This window comes from Micromonospora sp. NPDC052213 (assembly GCF_040679695.1).
Taxonomy (GTDB): Bacteria; Actinomycetota; Actinomycetes; order Mycobacteriales; family Micromonosporaceae; genus Micromonospora.
In genome coordinates this window covers 26,526-39,423 of sequence record NZ_JBFAVI010000009.1, presented here as the reverse complement: position 1 = coordinate 39,423, position 12,898 = coordinate 26,526, and the positions used below count along the sequence as shown (strand labels likewise).

The following is a 12,898-nucleotide window of genomic DNA, read 5'->3' as shown; positions in this document are numbered from 1 at the left end:
TCACCAGGTGCCGTCGTCGCGGACGCGGGCCGGGGCGCGGCCGAGCAGCAGGGTGGTCAGCGCGGCGTCGATGTCCGCGCCGAGGAACCACTCGCCGACCTGGTCCAACGCGAACACCCGACCCCGCTCGTCGACAGCGAGGATGCTGTCCTGCCGCTCGGTGCCGATGGGAAAGAGCCGCGCGCCGAGGACGGCGGCGAAGTCGGCCAGGGTGTCGGCGGTGTGGGCGACCTGACGTGGGCGGATGTCGAACCGGGAAATCCACACCTGCTCGCCAGGACCGCGCCGAGCGCCCACCAGGCTGGGGAAGGCGGTGAGCGTCGCGAGGGCGGCCGGGAAGCTGGCGTGGGTGGACGTCCTGCCCCGGACAGCGCTCACGTCCCTGATGGCGGACATGGCGACGACCTCGTCCCCGAAATGAGGCCGCCAACCAGCCGCGACGAGTGCCTGCGCGACCTCGGGCGGGAATCGGCCGGGGTCGGGATCCGGCTGCGGATCCGGCTGCCACGGCATCGTGAAGGCCCGGTCGGACCAGGGCAGAAGGTTGAACTCCACGAGCAGATCCACGCAGGAATCGCAGGGGCGGTCCGCAGGGCCCCCGTTGGGATCCCCCGGCTCGCGCACCCGGAAAACCTCGAATCGCGCGCTCTGCAGGAGATCCTTCGCGTCGGCCATGCTCAGTGGGGCGATGCCCTCGGTGGCGCGGCGGTGGTCGTAGTCGTGCAGGGCGTCCGAGACGACGATCAGCTCGGCGTGCCGGTCGCCGCCGCGCGCCAGGTGGCCGGCGGGCAGCTCGTCCAGGTAGGCGCGGACCAGCGGGTGGTGGTGCAGCTCGACGTCGCCCTTGGCCCCCTGCGCGCGGAATAGCCGGCCCTCGACGGTCAGGTGCGCCGCCGTGCCGGGGGTCGGTAGCCGGCGGATCTCGCGGAGCAGTTGGCTCGCCGGATCGACCGTGCGCGGCGCGCCGGGACCCTCCGCCCGGCTCGTGCGGTACATCTGCTCGACGATCTCCACCGGCACGCGCGGCCAGGTGGTCACCTCGCCGGTCTGCTTGTCCACCACGGTGGTCGGCAGCTCGCCCGGCACCGTCCTCGCGTCGAGGGACACAGTGGACGTGATCACGTAACCGAGGTCGAACTCGTCGACCATCGGGCGGCACTCGTGTCCCAGGCGCTGCGACTCGCGGCGGGCCCACACGGCGGCGAGTTGCTCGGCCTGCTGGCGATCGATCACGGGCTCGAAACTACCGGACCCCACGGAATCGTGGCGGCCGGTATGGTTCGCCCTACCGACGGTGACCGGGGAGGGTGGCGTTGGGCGAGAGCGTGGACCGGGACGCCAATCGCGCGCTGCGGGCGCGGTTCGACGAGGTGTACGGGGACTATCGGCGACTTCGGTCCGGTTTGGACGAGCTGCGGGTCCGGCTCGCCGAGCTGCGGGTGACGGAGCGCTCCGACGACGGCCAGGTGACCGCGACCGTCGGGGCCCGGGGCGAGCTGATCTCGGTGGAGCTGCACCCCTCCGTCTACCACGACCGGGACGCGAAGGCGTTGAGCCGGAAGATCACCACCACGATCCGCCGGGCCGGTACGACCGCCGCCTCCGCCACCCAGGAACTCGTGGCCGGCTACCTGCCCGCCGGCTCCGGAGCGGTCGACTTCCTGCGTACGGGTGACTTCGGGTCGTTGCTGGGCCGGGCGGACTCGGCGCTGCGCCGGGGCGAATGATGGACGGGCAGCTCTGGCTCGACCCGCAGCGTGCCCGGCGCGGCGGCAGGGACCTCTCGCTCGCCGGCGAGGCCGTCGGCGCACGGCGCCGCGAGGTGGGCGGGGCCATAGCGGCGGCGAGCGCATCCCGGCCGTGGGGCAAGGACGACATCGGCGCGGCCTTCGAGCAGAAGTACCGGGGCTTCGAGGAGCTGGTGCTGCGCGTGTGGGAGGGCGTGGGGCGGCACCTGGAGGGCCTCGGCGCCGACGTGGTCCGGTCCGTCGACGCCAACCTCCGCACGGACGCGTCGAGCGCCGGCCGGATCGACCGCGCCGGCGACCGGCACCAGCAGCGCTGATCCGCGGAGGAGACCCGGATGAGTCTGTTGCCGAGCCCCATCCCGCACCCGCTCGACTACTCGCCCTGGGACCTGCCGGGCTGGGTCTACGAGGCCCTCGACTGGGTGATCGGCGTCGAGTGGCCGGAGGGGAACGAGCGGGCGGTCTGGGAGCTGGCCGACCAGTGGTACGCGGTGGCCGCGGCGCTGGCCGGGCCGCACGCCGACGCCGTCACGGCCGCCGCTGAGGTGCGCGGCGGGTACGGCGGCGTCGGGGCGGTCGCCGCCGCCTTCGACACCGCCTGGCGCCGGGTCGCCGAGGGCGACGAGGCGCCGCTACCCGTGCTGCTCGCCGTCAGCACCGAGCTGGGCCGGCTGGTGGAGGAGTGCGGCTGCGACATCGAGGGCGCCAAGCTCGAGGTCTGGATCGAGCTGGGCATCCTGGTGATCGAGCTGCTGTCGCTGGCGGTCGCCACCGTGCTCACCGCCGGCGCGGCCTCGCCCGCCGCCGGGGCGGCGATCACCGCCACCCGGTTGATCGTGCAGCAGATCTTCAAGCGGCTGATGGCGCAACTGGCCCGCAAGTCGCTCAAGCAGGGGCTCAAGGAGGCGGGCGAGCGGGCGGCGAAGGAGGTCACCAAGGGCGGCGTGCGGGGCCTCGCTCGGCGTGCGGCGCTGGGCGGCGCGTCCGAGGCGGCCGAGGAGAGCGGCATCAACCTCGCCACCCAGGCGTACCAGAACTCGACCGGCCGACGGCACGGGCTGGACATGACGGAGTTGGGCACGACGGCGGTCGGCGGCCTGGCCGGCGGAGCGGTGGCGCCGCTGGCCGGCCTCGGCCGCCACGCCACCGGGCGGGGCGCCCGCATCGGGGAGCACCTGGGCCGCGAGATGACCGGCGAAGTGATGGCCGAGCAGGCCGCGAGCCTCGCCACCGGCCAGGGACTGACCTCCGTGGAGGACGCGGCCCGGGCGGCCGTGTCCGGAGCCCGTGGCTCCGCCACCGCCCAGGCCGACGCCGCGCTGCAGGCCCGACTCGACGGCCAGATGAGCATCCTGGCCGGAATGTCGCTGCCATCGGCAGCAGCCGGCGGGCTTTCGGCCCCGCCCGGTGCGCAGCCAGTGGCTGAGTTCTCCGCTGCCGTGCCTGACACGGCGGGGGTGGAGTCGTCGGCGCACGGCTCAGGGGCGGCGACCAGCGCGACAGGTGAGAGCCAACGAGGTGCGACCGTTGCCGAGGTGGTGCCGGCACCTCGGTCATCGCCCGAGAGTCACACAGCACCAGCCGAGCCCGCGACCACGGTCGCCGCCCGTGCCGGCGACATGACGGAGCCTGTGACCACCGCCGGAACCGACCAGGCTGGCGGAACCCTCGCCGGTAGGTCGTCCGCGTCGGAGTCCGCACTCAGTCCGACGCTCTCGTCGGTCACGACCGCGGCGCCGACTCTGGTCAGCGGGGGCGGCGCGACCGGCGTGGAGGTTCCGTCGGCCGGTTCCGGGAACCTCCCCACCGGCGGTGGGCCGTCGAACGCACCGGTTACCTCGGCAAGCGGGCTCAGCGCAGGTGCGGGCACGGCGGCGGTCCCACCCGGTCCCGCCTCGCCGCCTGAGCCGAGAGCACCCGGTGCGCCCGTCCCTGGTGCGGGCCACGTTCCGCCGCTCGGCAACCCCGAGGTCGCCGCCCCACGAGGAACCGCCGGAGGGGTGTCCACACATCCGCAACCGGCACCGCCTACCCGGCTACCCCTGCCCGACGCGTCGGCGCCCACGCAGAATCCGCATGTCCACGCCGAGACGCCCGCAGCGGCCCGCCGGGATGACGCGGCATTTCCCCCTGTCAGGACGCCAGAGTGGTACGCGGCCAAGTGGGCCCTCGACCAGGAGGCGTTCGAGAGACGCCGCTATCGCGGCTACTACGAGTCGCAGCGGGCGTGGTTCGAGGACAACCGCCGCTTCGACGAGGCTGCGAGACTCAGGGCTCGCGCCGAGGAGCACGACCAGAGGGCGCGCGACTTCGTCGCTCACGCGCGTCATCTGCGCCAGACGGGTCAGGCGCGTCAGGCTGACGCGTGGCAGTGGGCGGCTGATGACGAGACGCGTGCATACGGGCAGTGCCTCGACTACGCGGATGCTGTACTGGCCGGCAGTCTCGTACCGTCGGTCGTTGGCGTCGTCGACCCTGCGGACTTCCGGCGGATCAACGACGATGTCGGCGACCTGGCACTCGGTGCCGTGGAGACCGCGGACCGCTCGGCGCTGACGAGGGACGACTACCCGCCGCCGATCGACCGGTCGCGGAACTACGGCCAGCCCGGCGGTCTGCGTCCGCCGCTGGCGCTGCACCAGACCGACATCGAGCGGCAGGTGCCCCGCGAGCCCGACGGGAGCGTCAAGCGGACCGCCGATCCGCGACGCGGCGGCTGGTTCGGCTTGGTGAACGACGGCGGGCCGCGAGCCGACCCGACCCGCGCCATCAACTGCATCGACTGCACGCTCTCGCTGTTCGACACCTGGATGCACGGCCGGCCCCGGGTGGCCGCGCCCCGCACCTTCGACGCCTACCTGGCCGGTGACGTCACGCGCCCCATCAACGGTGAGTGGGGCGGCATGGGGCGGATCGAGGACGTCACCGGGGGGCGTTTTCAGCGCCTCTGCCAGCCGACGGAGGACGTTCAGGGTGCCGAGCGGCGCCGGGCCGTCGACACCGGCTACGACAACCTCCATTACCAGCTCCGCCTCGGCGGCCACGGCAGCTTCGCCTTCGTCGTCAACAGCTGGGAGCAGGGCGGTTCCCACATCTGGGTCGCCCTCAACCAGCACGGCACGGTGCTCTACCTCGACCCCCAGACCGGAGCCGTGTCAGACGCGCCGCTGTACCGGCACCGGGGCAGCCCGCACCCGTACAACGCTGTCGACACCGAGGTTCTGGTGCTGGGCCCGGACGCCCGACCGATGCCGCTCGGCGGGCTGCGGCGCGGCCGGTTCAGCGAGCGTCCGGACCTGCCGGACCACCCGCCCGTCGAGACCGACCAGGGGTACGGCGAGCCGTACCTGAACCGCATGTACCTGCTCGACGGCCCCGGTTCAGTAGGCTCTACTCCCTCGGCCAATGACAATCGGCCTGATGACGGCTGGCCAAAGGAGGAGTTACCTTTCGCCGGCCGGCTGTCCCCTGAGGAGCATGTTGTCCTGGCCGCCTTGCATTCTCAGGCGGCCGCCGCCGCAGACGAGGTTGAGGCCGCGCTTACGCAGGTGGGGAGGCGGGTGACAGAGATTTTGCGGCTGGATCATCCCATTACCCTGCGGGATCGGGAGTTTCGGGTGAAGGGCCTGGATTCCCTTGTCCGCAAATACCTTGACGAGGCGCAAGCGATGGGGATTTCGGTCGAGGAGTTTGGTGAGGACGTAAACGATGTCCTTAGGTTCTCGTTCTCCATGCCGCCCAGAGGGCGGTATCGGGAAGCTGTGCAGGAAATCCTTACTGAACTGAACGAGGTGGGGTTTGTTGTTCGCGGTGAGAACTGCAAGAATTTCTGGCGTGCGGGTAATCGCTTCTATGGGTTCAACTGCACGATCATCTCGCCGAACGGTCAAACGTTTGAGTTGCAGTTGCATAGCGATTTGTCCAGAAGTTCCTGGCTGCTGACGCATCGGGCATACGAGGTGCTGCGACGGGTTTCGGAGCCCCCGGAGCGACGCATCCATGCATTTATGGAAATGATTTCCGTGAATCGGAAATCCGGTATGCCGGACCAGATTCCGCCCGGCCTTCAAGACGATTTCCCGACGAAGGACGCCACTTTCGCAAAGTGGATACTTGCCAACGGTCGCGTGTGGGGCGACTATTTAAACTGGCTGCATCAGCAGGGACGCACCTTTCCTCAGATCGTTGAAGAGTTTGGTCTGGCGGTGGAAGATTTCCCGATTGCCCAAGAAGTCCTGACAATGCTGGAGAAGAGTGATGTTGACCTACTACGTAATCTACCGAGACGAGGCGAAGGCTAGGCCGGCTGGAATCTTCGTGATGGATACGGCCACGGAGTCCGCCATCCTTTGGAACCACCGTCAAGGCACATGGACCTATGACCCCGGTCTTGTCTTACGGTTCTTAGACGACTATCGCAACCTGGATAGATATGAGAATGTCGACAGATCGACCGTTGAGGGGCTCGTGGGGGCGATTACAGGGGGTCACGAGCTGCCTGAGGAAACTTTGCTCATGTCCATGCTGCAAGAAGGGCTCCGGCGGGGCCAGTGATCCCGCACTCCACTGTTCGGGTGGCTCGACGTCAGATGCATGGCGGTGTTTCTGGGTGGCGATGTGCGCTCAAGCCTAAGGAGCGCACTGTGGGGCGGATTGTTGCGCTCCGCAGGAATTGGGAATCATTGGCTACGGTTAAGTGATGAGGGAAGCGAGGTGCCGCCGTAATGGAGGCTCTGGTTGGTGTTGAACTTCCCGTCTTCTATAGCTACTACGAATCGCCCGTAAAATTCGTCCGAACGGCCGACGGTCGTGTTGCTGCATGGCGATTATCGAAAGACACTGGGGGCTGGCTCTCGGCGGATCATCTCATGGAAACGATTCTTCTCGTTGGAGGGGATGAAATCGAAGAGTTGACCCGTGAGGAGTTCATTCAACTTGCCGAGCATGACCGTGGGTACTGCCTCCGCGGCGAAGGCGCGGTTTTCGCTCTCTACGAGACGATCCGCGCAATTCAACACGCGCTGGCTAGTGAAAGGCGGCATCCGAGTCCGGCGGAGAGCGCGCTTATTGCCGGAATTCAACGCCGCACCTTCGTCATGTTCGAGGAGGAACTTCAGCGAGCGGGTGATCCTGCTGCCGATCCTTTGCTGGCTCAATAGCGTTCGAGCGCTTAGCTGCAAGACTCTGAGGGCTCGGGCGCAAGGAAACCTGTTGCGACCCCTGGTGTCGGTCAGGGTCGCTCGTATGGTTGAAGCCGCCGCTGCCCGCCCCACGCAGAACTTTGCCTGGTCGAACATGTTCGTCCACCCGGACGACGACCCCCGCTCCGACGGCAACCACTATGACGAGCGGACGATCCTCGTCGAGTACCTGCGCGACCAGCGGCTCACCCTGGAACTCAAGTGCGCCGAACTGGACGCCGAGGCGCTGGCCCGGCGGGGCCGTACCGCCATCGACGTTGTCGCTGCTCGGCCTGGTCCGCCACCTGGCCGAGGTGGAGCGGGGCTGGTTCCGGCGGACGATGGCCGGTCAGGACGCGCCGAAGCTCTACTGCTCGAAGGCCGACCCGGACGGCGACTTCGACGGCGCGGTCGGCGACCCGGAGGTGGTGGCCGAGGTGTGGCGCACCTGGCGGGCGGAGGTGGAGTTCGCCGAGCGCTTCGGGCCGTGCTGACCACGATCGCGGGGACGATCGCGCCGAGTCCGACGACCTGGGGGCACGGGCCGGCACGGCGACGGGGAGGTCTCGCTGCGGGAGCTGCTGGTGCACATGATCGAGGAGTACGCCCGGCACAACGGCCACGCCGACCTGCTCCGCGAGCTGATCGACGGCCGCGTCGGGCAGTAGGAGCGTCGCTGTTCACCGTGGACGGGGTGGTTTGTGAGGCCGGAATAGCATGGCGAAATGGCTGAATCAGACACCGACCAGCGGTCCGCTGGCCAGCAGAGTGCCGGCAGGCAGGCCACCGGCCGGTCGTCGTGACGACGGACGGACCGGGGGTCGCGCAGGTCGGCGTGTCCGAGGTGTCCGGCGTGCCCATTGCTGTGCCGGGCAGCGTGGCGGAGGCGCTGGCCGTGCAGGAGCGGTTGCGGCCGCTGGTCGACCTGGTCGGGCCGGGGCCGGACGAGCCGGCGACGGTGGCCGGCCTGGACGTCGCGTACGCCGAGAGTGGCGACCGCCTCGCGGCGGCCGTGACGGTGTTGGACGCCCGGACGCTCGCGGTGGTCGACTCGGCGGTCAGCGTGGGCCGGCCCGCCTTCGACTACGTCCCGGGGCTGTTCGCGTTCCGTGAGCTGCCCGCGTTGCTCGACGCGCTCGACCGGCTGACCGTGCGGCCGGAGGTGCTGGTCTGCGACGGGCACGGGCTGGCCCACCCGCGCCGGTTCGGGCTGGCCTGCCACCTGGGCGTGGTGACCGGCCTGCCGGCGATCGGGGTGGGCAAGACGCCGCTGCTCGGCGAGTGGGCCCCGCCGGCCGACGAGCGCGGCGCGTGGACGCCGCTGCGCGACGGGGCCGAGGTCGTGGGCCGGGTGCTGCGTACCCGGGACGGCGTGAAGCCGGTCTTCGTCAGCGTCGGCCACCGGATGGGCCTCGACAACGCGACGGCGCGGGTGCTCGCGTTGACGCCGCGCTACCGGCTGCCCGAGACCACCCGCACCGCCGACCGGCTCTGCCGCGACGCGCTGGCGGCCACCGAAGGGGGCTGACGCCCGCGGCCGTCCACCCGGGACGCTCGCAGGCACCCGTAAGCACCCCGCCCGAGACGTCCACAGGCACCCCGTCCGGGGACGTCCGCAGGCACCCCGCCCCGAGACCCGCAGACGCCCTGCCAGCCAGGAAACGCGCGGAGGGCGCCACCGGGAGCGTCGATGCCGAGGTGCCGGCCCGCCCCGCTGGCGGAGGCCAGGTGCGGGGATCGGATGTCAGGTGCAGCGCGACCACCGGGGTAATGCGGCGCACATCCGGAGCGCTCTATGACCGGGCCCCACCCGGCGGCGGTAGTAGCCTACCGGCGGACCCCCGTCGGGGGAGGAACGGCGAGGTGATCATGGCGGTACGTCGGCACGCGGCGCGGCTCGCGACGGTCTGCGCGTTGCTGGGTGGCCTGGTGGCGCTCGGCGCGACGCCGGCGCTCGCCGACGGCGACTCGGTCCGGGTGCGGTCGGCCGGCAGCTTCACGGCCGGCGGTTCCGCCGAGGGCGTCTCGATCGAGGTGCGCAAGCGCAGCGACGGCTGCGTGCTGCTGCGTACCACTCTGGGGCTGCGCCTGGGCGGCCTGCGCGCCGACCAGGTCAGGGCGCAGGTCAACGTGGGCGGCCACTGGTTCCCGGTGTCGCTCTCCGGGGGCGGGGGCAGCGTGGCCACTCCGGCCACCTCGCCGGCGAACCCGCGGCTGTGCAAGGGCAAGGGCATCACGGTGCGCTACCGGGTGGCGTTCGTCCAGGGTGCGCCGGGCGGCCGGCTGACGGTCACCGGCGCGGCCAGCAACGCACTCGGGCAGCTGCTGGGCCGGGGCGCCGAGGCGTCCCGGGTGGTCGGCGGCCGGGCCTCCGCGTCGCCGTCGCCGACGCCCTCGAAGAAGCCGTCGCCGACCCCGAGCGCGATCGCCTCACAGGAGGGGACCGCCGGGGAGTCGCCGGCCCTGGCGGCCGTCGCCGGGCAGGGCGCCGGCGCCACCGTCAACGCCGCCGAGGAGGAGTCCGGCGGCGGGTCGGTGGTCATGTTCTTCGGTATCGCCATGGTGGCCGTCGGGGTCCTGCTCATTCTCCTGATCTTCCGCCGCTCCCGGGCGGACAAGGAACCCGCCGACGACCTGCCGCCCGTCCCGCTGCCCCGCAGCAACCCCGGCGGCACCACCTACCGCTCCGCGCAGGGCCCGGCCGCCGCCCCCGTCCCGCCCGGCCAGGTGTACGGCCAGCAGCCGCCCGTCCCCGGCGTGTACGGGGGCACCGCAGCCCCGCGTCCGGCCGGCGGCGTGTACGGCAGCCGCCCGGCCCCGGAGGCCACCCAGGTGGTGCCCGGCGGGTCCACCCCGCCGCCGGTGCCCGCCCCGCCCGGGAACCCGACGTCGACGCCGCCCACCCCGGGGCAGTACGGCCGGCCGACATCGGCTCCGCCCGCCACCGGGCGACCCGGTGACCCGCCCCCGGAGGCCGACGGCGGCGACCACACCAGGTTCATGCCCCGGCTCCCTGGCTGAGCCGGGGCACCCCGCGCCCCTCCGATACGCTCAGGCCGTTGACGACCTGCGGCGCGAGGAGCGATACCGGTGTCTGATCTGTCCCAGATCGTGAAGGCCTACGACGTCCGTGGGACGGTGCCGGACCAGTGGGACGAGCGGGCCGCCGAGGCCCTCGGCGTGGCCTTCGCGCAGGTGCTGGACGCCTACGGCGAGGGCGGCGACGCGGTGCTCATCGCGCACGACATGCGTGCCACCGGTCCCGGTCTGGCCGCCGCCTTCGCCGCCGGGGTGCGTGCCGAGGGGCGCTCGGTGATCGAGCTGGGGCTCGGCTCGACGGACATGCTCTACTACGCCTCCGGCGCGTTGGGGCTGCCCGGCGCGATGTTCACCGCCAGCCACAACCCGGCGCAGTACAACGGCATCAAGATGTGCCGCTCCGGCGCCCGGCCGATCGGGCAGGACAGCGGGCTGGCCGAGATCCGCCAGCGGGCGCAGGCCCTGCTGGACAAGGACGAGGCCCACCCGGCCGGCGAGCCGACCGCGCCGGCCGAGCGCCGCGACCTGCTGGCCGGTTACGCGGCGTACCTGCGCGAGCTGGTGGACCTCTCCACCATCCGCCCGCTGAAGGTCGTCGTCGACGCCGGCAACGGCATGGGCGGCTACACCGTCCCGGCCGTGCTCGGCGACGCCGTCCTGCCGGCGCTGCCGCTGGAGATCGTGCCGCTCTACTTCGAGTTGGACGGCACGTTCCCCAACCACGAGGCCAATCCGCTGGACCCGGCCAACCTCGTCGACCTCCAGCGCGCGGTGCTCGAGCACGGCGCCGAGATCGGCCTGGCGTTCGACGGCGACGCCGACCGCTGCTTCGTGGTCGACGAGCGCGGCGAGCCGGTCTCCCCGTCGGCGATCACCGCCCTGGTGGCGGCCCGAGAGCTGGCCAAGCACCCCGGCTCGACGGTGATCCACAATCTGATCACCTCCAGCGCCGTGCCGGAGATCATCCGCGAGCACGGCGGCGAGCCGGTCGTCGCCCGGGTCGGGCACTCCTTCATCAAGGCGGAGATGGCCCGCACCAACGCGATCTTCGGCGGTGAGCACTCCGCCCACTACTACTTCCGGGACTTCTGGTTCGCCGACACCGGCATGCTCGCCGCGTTGCACACCCTGGCCGCCCTGGGCGAGCAGTCGCTGCCGATGTCCGTGCTGGCCGGCGAGTACGAGCGGTACGTCGCCTCCGGCGAGATCAACTCGACCGTGGCCGACCAGGCCGCCAAGGTGGCCGAGGTGCGGGCCGCGTACCCGCAGGCCGAGGCCGACGAGCTGGACGGCCTCACGCTGCGCTTCCCGGACGGCGCGTGGTTCAACCTCCGCGCCTCCAACACGGAGCCGTTGCTGCGGCTCAACGTCGAGGCCCCGACCCGGGAGCGGATGACCTCGCTCCGTGACGAGGTGCTCGACCGGGTTCGCCGATAAGATCGCCTGCGCCGGTCGGCACCGTCGATCGGTGAAACCGCATACGTGGAAGGAGCCGCGCCGTGGCCCTGGACCCGCAGTTGCTGGAAATCCTCGCCTGTCCGGACACGCATCACGCCCCGCTCGACTACGACGCGGAGGCGCAGACGCTGACCTGCACCGAGTGCGGTCGGATCTTCGAGGTCCGCGACGACGTGCCCGTGCTGCTGCTGGACGAGGCGCGCGGCGGCCCCGCGGAGCGGTCGTGATCGAGGGTACGGCCGGGGTCAGCGGCCGCCGCGATCCCGACGAGGCCCTGCTCGACGACCAGGACGCGCTCGCCGAGCACGACCCGGGCGGCATGCTGCGGCACACCGCCTCCGCCGGGGCGCAGGTCCGCGAGTCGGCCGCCCTGGCCGCCGAGGCGAACCTCCAGGTGCTCGCCGACGAGGGCCGACCCCGCGCGGTCGTCATCGCCGGCATCGGCACCGCCGGCCGTACGGGTGACGTGCTGGCCACCGTCGCCGGGCCGCGCTGCCCGGTGCCGGTCATCCCGCACCGCAGCGCCGGCGTGCCCGGCTGGGTGGGGGCTGCCGACGTGGTCATCGCCGTGAGCGCCTCCGGCCGCAGCCCCGAGGCGCTGGGCGCCGCCGAGGCCGCGCACCGGCGGGGCGCCCGGCTGGTCGCCGTCGGCGCGCCCGACTCGCAGTTGCAGTCGGTGGCCGAGCGGGCCCGGGCGCCGTTCATCCCGGTGCCCCGGCGCGCCCCGGCCCGGGCCAGCCTCTGGGCGCTCACCGTGCCGGTCCTGCTCGCCGCCCGTACGCTCGGCCTGGTGAAGGTCAACGAGGCGGACCTGGCGGAGACCGCGGCCCGGCTCGACGCGGACGCCGACCGGTGCCGCCCGACGGCCGAGTCCTTCGTCAACCCGGCGAAGTCGCTCGCCCTGGGCCTGGCCGGCTCGGTGCCGATCGTCTGGGGCTCGTCGCCGCTCGCCACCGTGGCGGCCCGCCGGTTCGGCGACACCCTGTCCGCCAACGCCCGCTACCCGGTGGTCAGCGGGGCGCTAGGCGAGGCCGGGCGGGGGCGGGTCGGCCTGCTCGACGGCGTCTTCGGCGGCCTGGCGGAGGGGGAGCGGGACATCTTCGCCGACCCCGACGACGAGGCGTCGGCCGGCACCCGGCTGCGGCTGGTGCTGCTGCGCGACGGCGGGCTGAACCCCGAGGACGACGCCGACGAGCCGCTCGACGTCGAGGAGCGCCGCGCGGACGCGGTGCAGACCCTCGCCGAGCGGCGGGGTGTTCGCTGCGACGTGGTGACGGCCGAGGGCGGCTCCGCGCTGGAGCGGCTCGCCTCGCTGGTCGCCGTGCCGGACTTCGCCTCGGTCTACCTCGCCCTGGCACACGGACTGGATCCGATGGCCGTTCCGGCCATCACCGAGATGAAGGAGCTGGCGAACCAGTGAGCGATAGCAGGGAGCGGGTCGAGCGGCGCGGCGCGCCGGTGCCCGGCGGCGCC

Annotated in this window: 10 protein-coding genes and 1 pseudogene; 10 read left to right on the top strand and 1 reads right to left on the bottom strand. The window is 71.9% G+C overall.

Annotated features, from left to right (window positions below; all coding sequences use genetic code 11):
- On the bottom strand, nucleotides 1-1,233 hold the full coding sequence (locus tag AB0L34_RS04430; protein WP_363701813.1) for an SUKH-3 domain-containing protein: 1,233 nt from the start codon (nucleotides 1,231-1,233) through the stop codon (nucleotides 1-3).
- A 74-nt stretch (nucleotides 1,234-1,307) separates the two neighbouring features.
- Between AB0L34_RS04430 and AB0L34_RS04425 the strand changes: the two genes are divergently transcribed.
- The 10 genes and pseudogenes from AB0L34_RS04425 to AB0L34_RS04380 all read left to right on the top strand — a co-directional run bounded on the left by AB0L34_RS04425 (nucleotide 1,308) and on the right by AB0L34_RS04380 (nucleotide 12,845).
- Complete coding sequence (locus tag AB0L34_RS04425) at nucleotides 1,308-1,727, top strand: YbaB/EbfC family nucleoid-associated protein (protein WP_363701811.1); 420 nt, start codon at nucleotides 1,308-1,310, stop codon at nucleotides 1,725-1,727.
- Entirely contained in the window at nucleotides 1,727-2,065 is a 339-nt protein-coding gene (locus AB0L34_RS04420; RefSeq protein ID WP_363701809.1) for a hypothetical protein, read from the top strand. Before AB0L34_RS04425 ends, AB0L34_RS04420 begins: the two co-directional genes overlap by 1 nt.
- A gap of 18 nt (nucleotides 2,066-2,083) precedes the next feature.
- The gene (locus AB0L34_RS04415; protein ID WP_363701807.1) at nucleotides 2,084-6,049 is read left to right on the top strand and encodes a toxin glutamine deamidase domain-containing protein; all 3,966 of its coding nucleotides are present in this window, start codon (nucleotides 2,084-2,086) and stop codon (nucleotides 6,047-6,049) included.
- A gap of 423 nt (nucleotides 6,050-6,472) precedes the next feature.
- Complete coding sequence (locus AB0L34_RS04410) at nucleotides 6,473-6,907, top strand: hypothetical protein (protein ID WP_363701805.1); 435 nt, start codon at nucleotides 6,473-6,475, stop codon at nucleotides 6,905-6,907.
- Nucleotides 6,908-7,089: 182 nt separating this feature from the next.
- Nucleotides 7,090-7,596 (top strand): annotated as a pseudogene (locus AB0L34_RS04405) (DinB family protein).
- A 197-nt stretch (nucleotides 7,597-7,793) separates the two neighbouring features.
- Nucleotides 7,794-8,456, top strand: a complete 663-nt coding sequence (locus AB0L34_RS04400; protein WP_363701863.1) for an endonuclease V — start codon at nucleotides 7,794-7,796, stop codon at nucleotides 8,454-8,456.
- 341 nt (nucleotides 8,457-8,797) lie between these two features.
- The gene (locus tag AB0L34_RS04395) at nucleotides 8,798-9,949 is read left to right on the top strand and encodes a hypothetical protein (protein ID WP_363701803.1); all 1,152 of its coding nucleotides are present in this window, start codon (nucleotides 8,798-8,800) and stop codon (nucleotides 9,947-9,949) included.
- 69 nt (nucleotides 9,950-10,018) lie between these two features.
- The gene (locus tag AB0L34_RS04390) at nucleotides 10,019-11,404 is read left to right on the top strand and encodes a phosphomannomutase/phosphoglucomutase (RefSeq protein ID WP_357455190.1); all 1,386 of its coding nucleotides are present in this window, start codon (nucleotides 10,019-10,021) and stop codon (nucleotides 11,402-11,404) included.
- A 62-nt stretch (nucleotides 11,405-11,466) separates the two neighbouring features.
- Complete coding sequence (locus AB0L34_RS04385; protein ID WP_350682673.1) at nucleotides 11,467-11,652, top strand: Trm112 family protein; 186 nt, start codon at nucleotides 11,467-11,469, stop codon at nucleotides 11,650-11,652.
- Nucleotides 11,649-12,845, top strand: a complete 1,197-nt coding sequence (locus AB0L34_RS04380) for an SIS domain-containing protein (protein WP_363701801.1) — start codon at nucleotides 11,649-11,651, stop codon at nucleotides 12,843-12,845. The genes AB0L34_RS04385 and AB0L34_RS04380 overlap by 4 nt, the downstream gene beginning before the upstream one ends.
- The last annotated feature ends 53 nt before the right edge of the window (nucleotides 12,846-12,898 follow it).

Excerpts from the sequence above, each read along its gene's own strand:
- AB0L34_RS04415 (WP_363701807.1), top strand. The coding sequence starts at position 2,084 with ATGAGTCTGTTGCCGAGCCCCATCCCGCACCCGCTCGACTACTCGCCC.
- AB0L34_RS04420 (WP_363701809.1), top strand. The coding sequence starts at position 1,727 with ATGGACGGGCAGCTCTGGCTCGACCCGCAGCGTGCCCGGCGCGGCGGC.
- AB0L34_RS04395 (WP_363701803.1), top strand. The coding sequence starts at position 8,798 with ATGGCGGTACGTCGGCACGCGGCGCGGCTCGCGACGGTCTGCGCGTTG.
- AB0L34_RS04410 (WP_363701805.1), top strand. The coding sequence starts at position 6,473 with ATGGAGGCTCTGGTTGGTGTTGAACTTCCCGTCTTCTATAGCTACTAC.